We start from the raw sequence: 15,821 nt of genomic DNA, 5'->3' as shown, positions 1-15,821 counted from the left end.
GTTTGCAATAGAGGTATTTTATGGACAATCGACCACTGTTCCAAGCAAGGTGGTCTTTGGGGCCATTGGCAGCCTGTACGCTGCTTCCCATCGCTCTACTGTGTTTCTGGTTATGGCCCATTGGCCAGATCCTGTGCCTGACTTTCGACGAGTGGCTGTTTCACAGCCTGAATGCGCCGCTGGCCGACAACACCACTTGGCGCTACATCTGGATCGTCGGCAGCCTGCGCCCGTTCGACATCGTCGTCGGCCTGATCCTGCTGACAGTGCTCATCCGTGGCGACTGGGTGTTCAAGGCAGCGCAAGTTCGCCAGGCATTTTTCGGCTTTCTGGTCACGCTACTCCTCTTAGTGGTGATTCGCGCACTGTTTTCCAAGTGGGTGGATGCAGCCGGCTGGCAACACAAGAGCCCGTCGATGATCTTCGACGACGTCGTGCACCTCAGTGACTACTACCCCAACCTGGAGAAGGCCTGGGAGCTCAAGGACCGTTCCAGCAAGAGCTTCCCGGGCGATCACGCCTCGGTGTTGCTGATCTGGGCGCTGTTCATGAGCGTGTTCTGCCGCCGCCTGGTGCAGTACCTGGTGGTCTGGGGGCTGGCGCTGCTGTTCATGCTGCCGCGCCTGGTAGCGGGTGCTCACTGGGGGCAGGATGACTACATTGGCGGGTTGCTGATGGCGGTGCTGGCGTTGGGCTGGAGCTATTTCACCCCGCTGGCGGCCAAGGGCAGCGAGGCGCTGATGCGCTGGACGGCGCCACTGTTCACAATCGCGGCCAAGTTACCGTTGGTCGGCAAGTTGGCGGTAGTCCGCTAAACCCTGGGGCTGCTGCACAGCCCATCGCGACACAAGGCCGCTTCCACGTCGAATGGTGTGCGCAGGTCCATTGTGTCGCGATAGGCCGCAAAGCGGCCCCGGCTATTCAAAGCTCCCATGCAACTGGTGTATCTGCCGCCGCTGCTTTTTGGTCGGCCGGCCATCGGTAGTCACCCCCATCGCCCCCGCCTTACGCAGGTCGGCCGCCTGCTCACGGCGACGCACACTTTCTTCGGTTTCCTCGTACAGCGTCTGCGCCTCTGGCGCCCCACGCCGCACCACCGACAACGCTTTCACCACCACAGTACGTTCATCGAACCCGGTGCGCAGCACGAACTCGTCGCCCACCCGCGGTTCTTTGCCCGGCTTGCATCGCTCGCCCCGGCAATGCACCTTGCCGCTTTCGATCGCGGCCTTGGCCAGCGCTCGCGTCTTGTAAAAGCGCGCCGCCCACAGCCATTTGTCCAGACGAACCTTATCGTCGTCTTCGTCTTTTTGTGCCATCCCGTTACCTCGGATTCTGTCTTTCATCGAACTGTACTACCTTCACATACGGATGCAAAAAGTCCCCGCCGTGCTTACAGTTCACCACCTCATTCGCAGAGTGTGCTTCGTGAAGACATTTGACCATTTGACTGTGATCGGCCTGCGCGAGTGGGTCGCCTTGCCTGACCTCGGCGTGGCCGGGCTGCGCGCCAAGATCGACACCGGTGCCAGCACCTCCAGCCTGCACGCCACAGAGGTGGAACCGTTCGAGCGCGATGGCCAGCCCTGGGTCCGTTTCACCGCGCACCTGGGCTCGGTGGTGCAACTGCGTCACCGCCGCTGCGAGGCGCCGCTGGTCACCATGAAAACCATCAAAAGCTCCAACGGCCAGGCCCAGACCCGCTATGTCATCCGCACGTCACTGGCGCTGGGCGATGGTGTGTGGGAGGTGGAGTTCACCCTGGCCTGCCGCAAGAATATGCGCTACCGCCTGTTGCTTGGTTCCAAGGCCCTCATCCACGGCCAATTGGTGGTCAACCCCGGCCTGAAATACGTACAAGACAAACCGGCCTTCCCGGCCACCCTTTCCCCTGTCACAGGTGCTGCATGAAGATCGCTGTGCTGTCGCGCAATCCGCGTCTGTATTCCACCCGCCGCCTGGTCGAAGCCGGTATCCAGCGTGGCCACGAAATGGTGGTGATCGATACCCTGCGGGCCTACATGAACATTGCCAGCCACAAGCCGCAGATCCACTATCGCGGCAAGCCGCTGGAAGGCTTCGATGCGGTGATCCCGCGCATCGGTGCTTCGGTTACCTTCTACGGCTGCGCAGTACTGCGCCAGTTCGAAATGATGGGCGTGTACCCACTCAACGAGTCGGTGGCCATTGCCCGCTCACGCGACAAGCTGCGCTCGTTGCAGTTGTTGTCGCGGCGCGGCATCGGCCTGCCGATCACAGGCTTCGCCCACTCGCCGGACGACATCCCCGACCTGATCCAGATGGTCAACGGTGCCCCTTTGGTGATCAAGGTGCTGGAAGGCACTCAAGGCATCGGCGTGGTGCTGTGCGAAACCACCCAGGCGGCCGAGTCAGTGATCGAAGCGTTCATGGGCCTCAAACAGAACATCATGGTTCAGGAGTACATCAAAGAGGCCGGTGGCGCCGACATTCGCTGCTTCGTGGTGGGCGACAAGGTGATTGCCTCGATGAAGCGTCAGGCCAAGCCGGGCGAGTTTCGCTCCAACCTGCACCGTGGTGGCGTTGCCAGCCTGATCAAGATAACCCCTGAAGAGCGGATTACCGCGATTCGCGCGGCCAAGGTGATGGGGCTGAGCGTGGCGGGCGTGGATATCCTGCGCTCCAACCATGGGCCGCTGGTGATGGAGGTGAACTCGTCGCCGGGGCTGGAAGGCATTGAAGTGACCACCGGCAAGAACGTGGCCGGGATGATCATCGAACACCTGGAGAAGAATGGCGGGCCGAATCAGACCCGGACCAAGGGCAAAGGCTGAGATTTTTGGGGCCGCTTTGCGGCCCCAGCAATCACACGGCATTACGCGGTAGCAGCAGCCCCAATGGCAGCCTGACCCGCGCTTCGATCCCGCCACCAGACCGGTTACGCAATTCCACATTCCCGCCATGCTGCGCCGCGATCCGTTTGACGATCGCCAGCCCCAGGCCTGTGCCCTTGCCACCCCGCGCCCGGTCACCACGAATGAACGGGTTGAAGATGGTTTCCAACTCCGACTCGTCGATCCCGGTGCCGCGGTCCAGCACGCTCAGCACCACGTACGGCGCACTTTCGTCACCCGACACATAGGCCGCCACCTCGACCCCCTTGCCAGCATGGTGCAAGGCGTTGCCGATAAGGTTGCCCAACATGCGCTTGAGCGAAACCCGGCGCAGCGGGAACGGTGGAATCGGCTCCAGGCACAGGCGCACGCGCTCTTGTGGCTGGTTGTACGGCGCCACCACCTCGCGTACCAGGTCAGCCAGGTCGACCTCTTCCACCGGTTCGTCACGGCCATCGCGGATAAACGCCAGGAACTGATCGAGAATCGCGTCCATGTCCTCGATATCGCGGACCATGTCGTCACTCAAATCGCTGTCGCTGTTCAGCAGTGACAACGACAGCCGCAGACGTGTCAGCGGTGTGCGCAGGTCATGGGAAACCCCAGCCAACATCAGCTCGCGCTCGCGCCCGGCCTGCTCGACATCCTCGGCCATCTGGTTGAAGGCCTTGTACACCTCGGTCATCTCGCTGGGCGTATCGCTGATCGGCAGGCGCACACTGCGCCCCTGGCCAAGCTGGCGAGCGGCAAACACCAGGCGCTTGAGCGGCTGGTTCAGCTGGCGCACGAAAATCCACGCCGAAGCGGTAGACAACAGGCCGATGGCCAGGAACCAGCCCAGCACGTTCCAGATTTTCTGCCCACGCAACGGGTGCGGGTACAGCGGCACTTTCAGCCAACCAGGCCCAAGGCTTGGCGCGTTGACCCACAACGCTGGCGGCGCGTGAATGCGCAGCCGAACTTCGGTGTCGTCACCCAGTTCGGCCTGCATCTGCCGTTGGTAGATTTCGCTGTAGGGCCAGTGCTGCTCCCCTTCGGGCACGCCCGAGCCGGTCACGCGGATAAGGCCTGCCGCCTCGGCGATCTTGTCGCGGTTTTCTTCGTCGGCGGCCCAATAGGCGCGCAAGGTCAGCGCCACCCCGTGGCTGTACTGACGGTCGACCAGCACGTCCTCGTTCATCAGCAGGTAGACCAGGGTCAGCGCCTTGGAGAACAGGACGACGATCAACACCAGCCACAGGGTGCGGGCGAAGAAGCTTTGCGGAAACCAGACCGGTGTTTTCATGAAGGGCGCGGCATCATTTACCGGCGTTTCCGTCCGGTACGAACACGTAGCCCACGCCCCATACGGTCTGGATGTAACGCGGCTTGGACGGGTCCGGTTCGATCATGCGGCGCAGGCGCGAGATCTGCACGTCGATGGAGCGCTCCAGTGCATCCCACTCACGGCCACGGGCCAGGTTCATCAGCTTGTCGCGGGTCAACGGCTCGCGGGCGTGCATCACCAGGGCCTTGAGTACGGCGAATTCACCGGTGGTGAGCATGTGCACTTCGTCGCCACGCTTGAGTTCGCGGGTGGCCAGCGAAAGCTCGTAGTCGCCGAAGGTGACCGACTCGTCTTCGCTGCCCGGCGCACCCGGTACGCTGGGCGCCTGGCGACGCAGCACAGCCTTGACCCGCGCCATCAGTTCGTCCGGGTTGAAGGGTTTGCCCAGGTAGTCGTCGGCACCCAGTTCCAGGCCTTTGATGCGGCTGAGCTCATCGCCCTTGGCGGTCAGCATGATGATCGGGATCTGGTTGTTCTGCTGGCGCAGGCGCTTGCACGCAGACAGGCCATCCTCACCTGGCAGCATCAGGTCGAGTACCACCAGGTTGAACACTTCGCGCTGCAACAGACGGTCCATCTGCTCGGTGTTGGGCACCGCGCGGGCACGGTAGCCCTTGCTGGTGAAGAAACGTTCCAGCAGGCTGCTCAGCCCCGGATCGTCGTCGACGATGAGAATCTTGTCACCTTCAGCGGTGTTTGGCGTGCCGGTCATGAATAACTCCTCTGATTTCGCCGCGCATTATGGCGTAGCCATTGCTGCACGTTGCGTGAGCATTGTTAGCAGATTTTTCCCCCGGCGCCAGTTCCGGCTGGCCGGGCGCCATCACCGCAAGGCGTTTGCGATGGGTATAATGCGCGCCTTTCATCCAGCGCCGCCGGGCGAAAAGCCCACAGGCGACCCCCGTATTCACAAATGTCAGGTGGTTTACATGGACAGCATCAACAGCCGTATCGCCGAGGAACTGGGCGTACGCCCCCAGCAGGTCGAGGCGGCCGTGGGCCTGTTGGACGAAGGCTCGACCGTGCCCTTCATCGCCCGTTACCGCAAGGAAGTGACCGGTAGCCTGGACGATACCCAGTTGCGCCATCTGGAAGAACGCCTGCGCTACCTGCGCGAACTCGACGAGCGCCGCGCCAGCATCCTGTCCAGCATCGAGGAGCAGGGCAAGCTGACCCCGGAACTGGCCCGCGAGATCAAGCTGGCCGACACCAAGACGCGCCTCGAAGACCTGTACCTGCCGTACAAGCAGAAGCGTCGCACCAAGGGCCAGATCGCCCTGGAAGCCGGCCTTGGCGAGCTGGCCGACGGCCTGTTCAACGACCCGACCCTGGCACCGGAAAGCGAAGCCGCACGCTTCGTCGACGCCGAAAAGGGCGTGGCCGACGTCAAGGCGGCACTGGAAGGCGCCAAGTACATCCTGATGGAGCGCTTTGCCGAAGACGCCGCCCTGCTCGACAAGCTGCGCAGTTTCCTCAAGCAGGAAGCCGTGCTCAGCGCCCGCCTGGTGGCCGGCAAGGAAGAAGAAGGCGCCAAGTTCCGCGATTACTTCGCCCACGACGAACTGCTGCGCACTGCGCCGTCGCACCGTGCGCTGGCCATCTTCCGCGGGCGCAATGAAGGTGTTTTGAGCGCATCGCTCAAGGTCGGCGAAGAGCTGCCCGGTACCCTGCACCCATGCGAACTGATGATCGGCAGCCACGTCGGCATCGAAAACCGCGGCCGCCCGGCCGACAAGTGGCTGGGCGAAGTGGTGCGCTGGACCTGGAAGGTCAAGCTGTATACCCACCTGGAAACCGACCTGTTCGGCGAGCTGCGGGACAACGCCGAAGGCGAAGCGATCAACGTGTTCGCCCACAACCTGCACGACCTGCTGCTGGCCGCCCCGGCTGGCCCACGTGCTACCCTGGGCTTCGACCCGGGCCTGCGCACAGGCTGCAAGATCGCCGTGGTCGATGCCACCGGCAAGCTGCTGGACTACACCACGGTCTACCCGCACGCGCCGAAGAACGACTGGGACCGCACCCTTTCCGTCATGGCCGCACTGTGCGCCAAGCACTCGGTGGAACTGATCGCTATCGGCAACGGCACCGCCAGCCGTGAAAGCGACAAGCTGGTGGCCGAGCTGGTTAAAAAATACCCAGCACTGAAGATCACCAAGATCATGGTCTCCGAAGCCGGCGCGTCGGTGTATTCGGCCTCGGAACTGGCCGCCCGCGAGTTCCCGGACCTGGACGTGTCGATCCGTGGTGCCGTGTCGATTGCTCGCCGCCTGCAGGACCCGCTGGCCGAGCTGGTGAAGATCGACCCGAAATCCATCGGTGTCGGCCAGTACCAGCACGACGTGTCCCAGCTGAAACTGGCGCGTGGCCTGGACGCCGTGGTCGAGGACTGCGTGAACGCCGTGGGTGTGGACGTGAACACCGCCTCGGTGGCGCTGCTGACCCGTATCTCCGGCCTCAACGCCACGCTGGCACAGAACATCGTTGCCCACCGCGATGCCAACGGCCCCTTCGCCACCCGTGCAGCGCTGAAAAAGGTCAGCCGCCTGGGTGAAAAAACCTTCGAGCAAGCCGCCGGCTTCCTGCGTGTGATGAACGGCGACAACCCGCTGGACGCCTCTGCGGTGCACCCTGAGGCCTACCCGCTGGTGCAGCGCATCGCCGCCGACACCGAGCGCGACATTCGCTCGCTGATTGGCGACAGCAGCTTCCTCAAGCGTTTGGACCCGAAGAAGTTCACCGACGAGTCCTTCGGCCTGCCGACCGTCACCGACATCCTGCAAGAGCTGGACAAGCCTGGTCGCGACCCACGCCCCGAGTTCAAGACCGCCACCTTCCAGGACGGCGTCGAAGACCTCAAGGACCTCGAACCCGGCATGATCCTGGAAGGCGTGGTGACCAACGTCACCAACTTCGGCGCCTTCGTCGACATCGGTGTGCACCAGGACGGCCTGGTACACATCTCGGCACTGTCGGAGAAGTTCATCAAAGACCCGCGTGAAGCGGTCAAGGCCGGCGATGTGGTCAAGGTCAAAGTCATGGAAGTGGATATCCCGCGCAAGCGCGTCGGCCTGTCCATGCGCATGAGCGACACCCCCGGCGAAAAGGTCGAAGGCAACCGTGGCGGCAATCGTGGCAATGGCGGCAACCGCCAGCAGCAGGCCCCGCGCCAGCGTGAAACCACCACTGCCGCACCGGCCAACAATGCCATGGCCTCCCTGTTCGCCAACGCCAAGCAGTTGAAGAAGAAGTGATGGACGTACCGCGCGAATACGTCGAAAGCGCCTTCAGCCAACTGCTGGGCTGCCGCCTGCAACGCCTGGATACCGGTGTTGCCGAGGTGGCCCTGGCCCTCGAGCCGCACTTGCGCAACCGTGGCCAGAAGCTGCACGGCGGGGCCATCTTCAGCCTGGTGGACATCGCCATGGGCCTGGCCTGCTCGGCCAGCCATGGCTTTGACCAGCAAAGCGTCACCATCGAGTGCAAGATCAACTACATGCGCGCCGTCAGCGACGGTGAAGTGCTGTGTACCGCCCGTGTACTGCACGCCGGGCGGCGCACCCTGGTGGTCGACGCTGACGTAGTCCAGGGCGACAAGCTGGTGGCAAAAGCGCAAGGAACCTTCGCGGTTCTCTAGCTCACCAAGCCGTATCTGCGGTATTTTCAGCAGTGCGCTGGCACTGCTGGATCCGCGTAAACCAGGCGACAACGCCAGTTCCTTTCTTCCTACCCTTGTAGACCGTTATCTCTACCCCCATATTGGGGCGACTGACGCGTGAAGGAATACATCTTGAGCGACCTCCTCAACCGCCGCCTGAGCCTGCTCGGCGCCAATCTCCCCCTGCTCAAGCAGTGCCTGCACGGCATTGAGCGCGAATGCCTGCGCGTGACCGACGAAGGTCGCCTGGCCCAGACCCCGCATCCGGACGCACTGGGATCGGCGCTGACCAACGAGCAGATCACCACCGATTATTCCGAGTCGCTGCTGGAGTTCATCACCCCAGCCCTGCCCGACCCGGCCAAGGTGCTCGAAAGCCTCGAAGAGACCCACCGTTTCGTCTACAGCAAGCTGGGCGACGAATACCTGTGGAGCCCGTCGATGCCGTGCACGCTACCGGCCGAGGAGGACATCCCGATCGCCGAGTACGGCACCTCGAACATCGGCAAGCTCAAGCACGTCTACCGCAAGGGCCTGGCCCTTCGCTACGGCCGCACCATGCAGTGCATTGCCGGTATCCATTACAACTTCTCGCTGCCCGAGGCGCTTTGGCCCCTGCTGCGCGAAGCCGAAGGCAGCACTGAAGACGACCGCGACTACCAGTCGTCGGCCTACATCGCGCTGATCCGCAACTTCCGCCGCTATAGCTGGCTGCTGATGTACCTGTTCGGCGCCTCGCCGGCCCTGGACAAAGGCTTTTTGCGTGGCCGCCCGCACCAGCTCGAAGAGCTGGACGCCGAGACCCTGTTCCTGCCCTACGCCACCAGCCTGCGCATGAGCGACCTGGGCTACCAGAGCAACGCCCAGGCCGGCCTTACGCCGTGTTACAACAACCTGGCCAGCTACACCGACAGCCTGCGCAAAGCAGTGGGCACGCCCTACCCGCCTTACGTTGAAGTCGGCACGCATGTGGACGGCGAATGGGTGCAGCTGAACACCAACATCCTGCAGATCGAAAACGAGTACTACTCGAACATTCGCCCCAAGCGCGTCACCTACACCGGCGAACGGCCGATCCAGGCCCTGACCTCGCGGGGCGTGCAGTATGTAGAGGTGCGTTGCCTGGACATCAACCCGTTCCTGCCCGTGGGCATCGACCTGACCGAAGCGCGCTTCCTCGATGCGTTCCTGCTGTTCTGCGCCCTGGAAGAAAGCCCGCAGCTGGACAACGGCGAGTGCGGCCAGTGCACCGACAACTTCTTGACCGTGGTCAAGGAAGGCCGTCGTCCGGGGCTCGAGCTGCACCGCGATGGCCAGCCTATCGGCCTGAAAGACTGGGCCAGCGAGCTGATCGAGCGTATCCGCCAGTTGGCCGACCTGCTCGACCAGGCCCAAGGTGGCGAAGCCCACGCCAAAGCCCTGGATGCCCAGCAGGCCAAGGTCGACGATACCTCGCTGACCCCATCGGCCCAGGTGCTGGCACGCATGACCGAACATGACGAAAGTTTCGTCCAGTTCTCGCTGCGCCAAAGCCGTATCCACGCCGAAACATTCCGCGAGCAACCGCTGAGCAGCGAAAAGCAGCAGGCATTCGAAACGCTGGCCCGCGAGTCGCTCGCCCGGCAATCAGAGCTGGAGCAAGACGAAGTCGGCGACTTTGACCTGTTCGTCGGTGCTTACCAGGCCAGCATCCTGGCAATCAGCAACTGATGAACCGCACCGCCACCCCACGCAAACCGCGCGCCAGCAGCCAAGCCAGGATCGAAGCGATCCTGGCGGCTGCGCGCGAGCTGCTGGCCGAACAAGGGGTAGCGGCACTGTCCATCTACAGCGTTGCCGAGCGGGCACAGATTCCACCGTCGTCGGTGTATCACTTCTTCGCCAGCGTACCTGCGTTGCTGGAAGCACTGACGGCCGACGTACACCGTGCGTTTCGCGAGGCCTTGAGTGCCCCCATCGACAGCCTTGCCTTCACGACCTGGCACCAACTGTCGCGGCTGATCGAGCAACGCATGCTCGCCATCTACAACGAAGATGCTGCCGCACGCCAGTTGATCCTCGCCCAACACGGGCTGAGTGAAGTGGTGCAGGCTGACCGCCAGCACGATATGGAACTGGGCGAACTGATGCACAGCCTGTTCGACCGGCATTTCCAGCTGCCGGCGATGCCGGGCGATGTGGATGTGTTCGCGCTGGCCATGGAGCTGAGCGACCGTGTCTACGCTCGCTCAATGCAGCTGTTCGAACAGATCACGCCGCGCATGGCGGAAGAAGGCATGCGCGTGTTCGAAGCCTACCTGTCACTCTACCTGCCCCCCTTCCTGCCCAAGCGCAATAGCGCCTGATCCTAAACATCTACCACCCAGCAAAACCAAGTGATCGTTTCAATGAGGCTTGCGCTAGCGCGCCCCCTCAAAGAGACCATTGCTCATGCCCACAGCCAGCAGTTCGCAAACCGATTACGTCAAAGCATTACCCCTGACAGACACAGACACCTTCGACCGCCAGCTAGCCGGCAGAGGCAACATGCTGGAGGCAGCCAGACCCGCGCAGCGTCGTGCCGCCACTGCATTACGCAACCTGTTGAACGGTGCCCCCACCGTGAAACAAACACTGCAAGCCACGCTACACGCTCACCTCGGCATCGACCCCTACACCTGCGGGCTGCAAGACGGCGACAGCCAGGTCACCCTGATGACTTTTGCCGCACGCCTGCTGGCCAGCCCACTATTCGCCACCGCCTATACGACGTGGACCACATGGGGGTTGGACGACTCACAGGCGCAAACGAAATGGGCTGGCAGTGACTGGCTCAGCGAACTCGGCCCTGTAGTGAATGCAGCCCACTTTCAAGCCACCCATGACTACTGGAACGGCCGGATGCCGGGTACAACCCTCTCGCGCCAAAAACATGCAAGCAACCTGCTGCGCCAACACTTTAAGAGCAACCTGGATATGGCGTTTGGCACCGGCAAACTGGACATCGATAACTGGCAACAAGGCCATCAGCCTGACTTGCAATATGCTCAACTGGACTGCCAGCTTCCTAATGGCGCGAGCCTTACCAGCACGGCGGCATTGCTGATTGCACCTCAGCCGAAAGGTTCACGCTGGCTGATGTACAGGCCGGGCGCGCAAATCCCACTACTGACGTTCGACAATCAGCAAAGCCTGCGCAACTGGGTGCATCAGAACCATTTCTGGTTCTGGTCAGATCCGAGGTATTCGATCACCACGGGCTCGAACGAAAACGTCATCGTCTCACCGATCGCGAACGATGGCTTCAGCGTGTTATTGGATGAGCACCTGCTGCGCATCCAGGCAATTTCCGACCATTTTTTATTCAAGGCCAGCAAAGAGCCTGCAACTCAGCCCCTGGCTTGGAGTGACCTGCAGGATTGGGAAGCACAGCGAGGTTCGATCATTTCAGATTCCCTCGACGCCACGACCGACAACACCATTGACGACCTGATCGCTGCCGATGCCGCACTGGCGAACGAAGAGCTGCATTTTGACAGCCTTGAGCAGTACCTGCCGACAAGCTGGCGGCGGCAGCGCATCGAGCGCCAGGAAGCACTGCTAGAGCAGTATCTGGGAGACGATACAGAGCCCTCCTCGGTGGAAGTTACCTGGCTGCGAGAGCAACTGGAGCAGCTGGTTAAGCTTCAGGATTCGCTGAACCTCTTCCTGCTGGAGCTTCCCGACCAAGTCGCTGCCGATGACTGGCAAGCGCCTCATGAGGAACAGACTCGCATAGCGCGAATCAGCCATGAACTATCTCAGGGCTTGCTGCTGGAGGCACGCTTGCAGCACGCCATGGGTGAGCTTTCAGCCACCCACCTGGGCTGGGTGGAAGCGCTCGTTGACAGACCCAGGCCAAGCCTCCAGCGCCCTGTGCAAGCCAGCACCCTCATGCTGGGCACCGGTGATCGTAGCTGGGCGCTATCTGGCTACATGACATTCCGCGCAGCCGTCGGGGACACTGACGACACCTTGGACTATTCACTGCTGCTATACCGCCCCGGTCAACAGGGTGGCCTGATGGCTTTCGAGGATGAAGCCACGCTCACCAGGCACCTGCTGGCAACGCTGTGCGGCGCCTGGCCAGACGCGATACTGGACTCGGTGCACGCAGCGGATGCGGTGCAACTGCTAGAGGCACTCTCCAATGCGCCCGCAGTCACACTCGATCAAACGCCCATTCCCGCGCACTTCATGCAGCACTGCGTGCAAACCATCGTCGAGTCACTACCCGCGAACACATCACGAGAGCAAGCCCGGCAGCGGCTGTGCATGAGTGAGAACCAGGCCAGGGCCATCGCCTTGGAGCGGTTCGCTGAGCTGAACCGCAGCAGCCGTGTCCAGACACTTCTCATGCCACTGCAGCACCTTGGTGCCGATGAGCTCACCGAATTGATTGCCCAGGTGAGCGCATACCAAGACGCCGTCCGCGCCGCGGGTGAACTGCTGAAAGTAAGCCTGCCATCGCGCCAGCAGTTCACATGGCACATGCTGGAACACCACGTGTGCAATGAGTTCGGCCTCCAGACCATGCCGAACATAACCCTGAACATTGCCAACAGTGTCACGGTAAAAAAGCAAGTGACCGGCCAATCCGCAGCGGGCGGCGCAGGTTCACGCGACGTGCCAGTGTTCAGCGAGGCGCGCAGTGATGTCAGCCTTGAATCTTTCATCCTCGTGGCGCTTGACGATGAGCGACGGCTCTTGCTGGATAATGCAATCATCACGCTCGATCCGGCCACCCACCCGACGCTGCAGCAAGCACTCACGCCCGCTTACATTGCCGAGCTGATCACCCGGCTAGACGCCGCCGGCAGCTATGAAAACCGCATCGTCAATGCATACCTGGGCTTCGAGCAAGAAACCCCTTGGCAAGTTGAGTGGCGCCACGAAACGCTTCGTGCTCCCTACGCGTATCGGCTGCGCTTGTTGGCACTGTGCAAACCGGCCAGCCTCGATGCTGATGGGCAGCGACTGCTGGAAACCTTCTGCCGCGAACAGGTCAATGCTGTTTCTGCCAGAACGGTTCAATACCTGTCCCTGGTGCTTAGGCCAGGAACCGCAGCAGACGGCTCCAGCGACAGTGTGGGGTTGTCGGCCATACATGTCATAACAGACGCCAATGGCCCAGTGCTGTTGTACATGCCTGGCGCGCCCAATGGCAGTGTCGTTAGCCAGCATGCCAGCACCAGCGCAGCGTGCGAGGCGTTACAGCGCATGGCGCTGGACCCGAAGATGGCCCGCTACCTCGCAACCCAGGCCCAGTCCGGCAACCCAGACCATCATGAAAGTTACATCAACACTGCGCTGCAACAGGGCTTCCGGGTGTTCATAGAGATGGGCGCGTCGCGCTCGGAAACCTTGCCCACGCATGAGTGCCGTCAGGACATGGGCGACCTCATCCGCAGCCACCGCGCGACGTCGCGCAGCCAGGCCGACATGGTGCTTGCAGCGCCCGACGTTTTCGATCGTTACTTCTTCCTGGGGCTGAGGCTCGTGCTTGGCCTGTTGCCCGGCGCAGGCACGGCCTTGGCGCTGTACGATGGCTGGCACACGGCGAATGCTGCGATCACGGCTTTTGCCAAGGGCAACCTGGAGACAGGCATCCAACACCTGGTCAGCCTGCTGCAATCGCTGACCGACGCCATCCTCACGCTCGCGCCGTTGGCAGCCAGCCAACGCAACCCTGCAACTGCAGCGCGTCTGCTTACCCAGCGACGCCAGCGCCTTGATCCGCTGCGGCCAATTACCAGTACTCGCAAGGCGCCTCCTAGCCCGTTCACCGGTTATGAAGCAGGATTGCCTGCTGGCCCAATGGTGCGTTCCACACTGCCGCAGGGTGCTGGCGTGTTCGAGCATGTGGCCACAGGACAACGCTATATTTCCCGCAACAACGCCTGGTATGCAGTGACCTGGGACCCCGCTTACTTCACCTGGAGGCTCAAGCCACAGGGTCTTCGTACCTATCGGCAACCCGTGCGCCTGAGTGAGCAGGGCGTTTGGGGGACACCAGGCAGGCTGAGCGGCTTGCTGGTCGACAATGGCCTAGCGGGCGGCGGCGGCGTACTTACCACCCTTTACGAGAATGGTGTTGCCTACTGGCGTGTGCTGCTTCGCCGCCAACCCCAGCAGTTGACCGGCATGGCGCTGGCACACGACATCAACGACGAACTGAAACGCATCGTGATACGCATGCGCGCAAAACAAGAGGCCTACCACTCGGCCAAGCGAGTAGTGGCCGAAGGGGGGGCACTGAGCGACGCTCAGCAGGCAGTAATCGCCAATGCACGCCAGCAGCTGAGCGATGAGTTGATGCAGAACATCGAGTTCAATGCGCGCAGCCTTGCTCGCCTCAAGGAGCAGCGCTCGACGCTGAGCAGATCGGACTACACCCGGTTCACCTCACTGTGCGAGGCCAACATCAGTGAGATGAGCGTACTCGATATGCATCTGGTGGCCGACCGCTTCACCTTGGCCACGCAACAGTCAATGCGTGCAACCAGTGCCATCCAGGCCCTGCCACTGCCCTCGGTACCCACCCATGTGGTGAGGCGCGTCACGCAGGACTCGCTGCGGGCGAACCAGGAAATGATCGAAACGCTGCAGGAGGTGGAGCGCCTGGCCATTGGTCATCATGCCAGGTGCAACCAATTGCAGGGCAAAGCACTGACCGATTACCTGGCAAAAGTCACAGGCACGGGCCTGACCCTCGATGTAGCCAATACCCGGCTCGTTCGAGCGTCCATCCTGTCGTCGACACTGTTCACCGCAAACGCCGTTGAACACCCACAAATGGCGGCATTCATGGCGCACTTCAACGAACAGGGGGCAGCCTTGCGCAGCACGCTTTTCAGCCATCTTCAACTACAAAGGGCCGGCCTTAGCCGAGCTCAGGAGCGCACCTTCCTGGCCAGCGTGCAAGGCCGCTATACGCGCTTTATTGGCCATGTAACCGCATGGCAAGACACGTTCCAGGACTTGCTGTCGACCAACGAAACACGCTCGTTGCGCCAGTTGATGCGCCAGCTTGTCAGCGATATTGAGGATAGTCTCAATAGCGTCACTGCAAACCGGCAGCGCCCTGCGGTACAGCCCGCTCGCGGTCCAAGCCGTCCACGCCTGTTCGAAACCGCCGAGGGGCCGCTTATCGGCAACGAGTACGTCGAACGGGGGCAGACACGCATGCGCATCAACCACCCCAACTCGGATCAACCTCATACGGTTTATGCCAGGAACGAGGCGGGAGAATGGCTGTTATCCACGCCCGAGCGTGCGGCCCCCACCGAGACGATGTCGAGCCTTGTGGAAACCGCTACTGCCCGGCTGGACGATATCCCGAGGCAACAAACCCGGTTGCGCCAGTACCAGACACCTCAAGCAGTGCCCGTCGACCTGGAGGACATCGCTCAAGGCCATGCACAGCAACTGCGTTTCATCGCCGACAGGATTCGGCAGAAAGCAGGTGGCACGCTCAACCCAGAGCAAACCGCGCTGACGCATAGGCTGGAAACGACCGCCCAGCAGGTACAAGCATTTGGTCGCCAGCTACGAACGGCCCAGACCAAAGCAACCGGCAAACCCACCGTGGGCTATCTGGAAGACCTGCTTGAACAGAATGAAGTGGAAATCGTTTGGTCACGCACACTGAAGCCGAAGACGGACCGCAAGGGCAACCCTGTCGAATACCTGGAGGAGTACCGCATCAATGACCTGGGTACCCAGCAGCCATTGTGGTACGCGCACTTTCACTTCCGCCAGCAACCGGCACAAGGCTTCACTCGGCTTGAAGCAGGTCACCTGAAACTGGCCAGTGAACGCGACATCGGGGAAGGCGCGTGGCGTGGCAGCATGAGCGAGGCACAAGCCAACAGGCTATTCGGCAACCTGCGGCCGGCCAGCTGACAATACATCACCCCCAGAGCTGCAAAACAGCCCTGGGGGT

11 protein-coding genes are annotated in these 15,821 nt (G+C 61.9%); 8 read left to right on the top strand and 3 right to left on the bottom strand.

Going from position 1 to position 15,821, the window contains the following annotated elements:
* Positions 1–20 precede the first annotated feature (20 nt).
* Positions 21–815 carry a phosphatase PAP2 family protein gene (locus Q9451_RS01295; RefSeq protein WP_012270056.1) on the top strand — a complete coding sequence of 265 codons (795 nt, stop codon included), beginning with the start codon at positions 21–23 and terminating at the stop codon, positions 813–815.
* A gap of 102 nt (positions 816–917) precedes the next feature.
* Here the strand turns inward: Q9451_RS01295 and Q9451_RS01290 are convergent, their stop codons facing one another.
* Positions 918–1,319 carry a S4 domain-containing protein gene (locus Q9451_RS01290; protein WP_012270055.1) on the bottom strand — a complete coding sequence of 134 codons (402 nt, stop codon included), beginning with the start codon at positions 1,317–1,319 and terminating at the stop codon, positions 918–920.
* Between the two features lie 175 nt (positions 1,320–1,494).
* Between Q9451_RS01290 and Q9451_RS01285 the strand changes: the two genes are divergently transcribed.
* The gene (locus tag Q9451_RS01285; RefSeq protein WP_231118578.1) at positions 1,495–1,911 is read left to right on the top strand and encodes an ATP-dependent zinc protease; all 417 of its coding nucleotides are present in this window, start codon (positions 1,495–1,497) and stop codon (positions 1,909–1,911) included.
* Positions 1,908–2,813, top strand: coding sequence for a 30S ribosomal protein S6--L-glutamate ligase (gene rimK / locus Q9451_RS01280; RefSeq protein WP_008099005.1), 906 nt, complete (start codon positions 1,908–1,910; stop codon positions 2,811–2,813). Before Q9451_RS01285 ends, rimK begins: the two co-directional genes overlap by 4 nt.
* A gap of 31 nt (positions 2,814–2,844) precedes the next feature.
* Here rimK and Q9451_RS01275 read toward each other — a convergent pair whose 3' ends face one another.
* Both Q9451_RS01275 and ompR read right to left on the bottom strand, forming a co-directional pair.
* Positions 2,845–4,158: an ATP-binding protein gene (locus Q9451_RS01275; protein WP_012270053.1), complete on the bottom strand. Its 1,314-nt coding sequence runs from the start codon at positions 4,156–4,158 to the stop codon at positions 2,845–2,847.
* Positions 4,159–4,171: 13 nt separating this feature from the next.
* On the bottom strand, positions 4,172–4,912 hold the full coding sequence (ompR, locus tag Q9451_RS01270) for a two-component system response regulator OmpR (protein ID WP_012270052.1): 741 nt from the start codon (positions 4,910–4,912) through the stop codon (positions 4,172–4,174).
* Positions 4,913–5,129: 217 nt separating this feature from the next.
* On the opposite strand from ompR, the gene Q9451_RS01265 reads away from it, so the two are divergent.
* The 5 genes from Q9451_RS01265 (at position 5,130) to Q9451_RS01245 (ending at position 15,781) form a co-directional block, all read left to right on the top strand.
* Complete coding sequence (locus tag Q9451_RS01265) at positions 5,130–7,454, top strand: Tex family protein (RefSeq protein WP_012270051.1); 2,325 nt, start codon at positions 5,130–5,132, stop codon at positions 7,452–7,454.
* The gene (locus Q9451_RS01260; RefSeq protein WP_012270050.1) at positions 7,454–7,837 is read left to right on the top strand and encodes a PaaI family thioesterase; all 384 of its coding nucleotides are present in this window, start codon (positions 7,454–7,456) and stop codon (positions 7,835–7,837) included. The genes Q9451_RS01265 and Q9451_RS01260 overlap by 1 nt, the downstream gene beginning before the upstream one ends.
* 153 nt (positions 7,838–7,990) lie before the next feature.
* Positions 7,991–9,568 carry a glutamate--cysteine ligase gene (gshA, locus tag Q9451_RS01255; RefSeq protein WP_171577235.1) on the top strand — a complete coding sequence of 526 codons (1,578 nt, stop codon included), beginning with the start codon at positions 7,991–7,993 and terminating at the stop codon, positions 9,566–9,568.
* Positions 9,568–10,203: a TetR/AcrR family transcriptional regulator gene (locus tag Q9451_RS01250; protein WP_012270048.1), complete on the top strand. Its 636-nt coding sequence runs from the start codon at positions 9,568–9,570 to the stop codon at positions 10,201–10,203. The genes gshA and Q9451_RS01250 overlap by 1 nt, the downstream gene beginning before the upstream one ends.
* 85 nt (positions 10,204–10,288) lie before the next feature.
* A complete protein-coding gene (locus Q9451_RS01245; protein ID WP_012270047.1) occupies positions 10,289–15,781 on the top strand; it encodes a DUF6543 domain-containing protein in 5,493 nt (1,830 codons plus the stop codon).
* Positions 15,782–15,821: the final 40 nt, after the last annotated feature.

It is taken from the genome of Pseudomonas sp. NY8896, assembly GCF_039634505.1.
The sequence above is the reverse complement of the archived record's forward strand: the minus strand, read 5'-3'. Positions and strand labels throughout refer to the sequence as shown.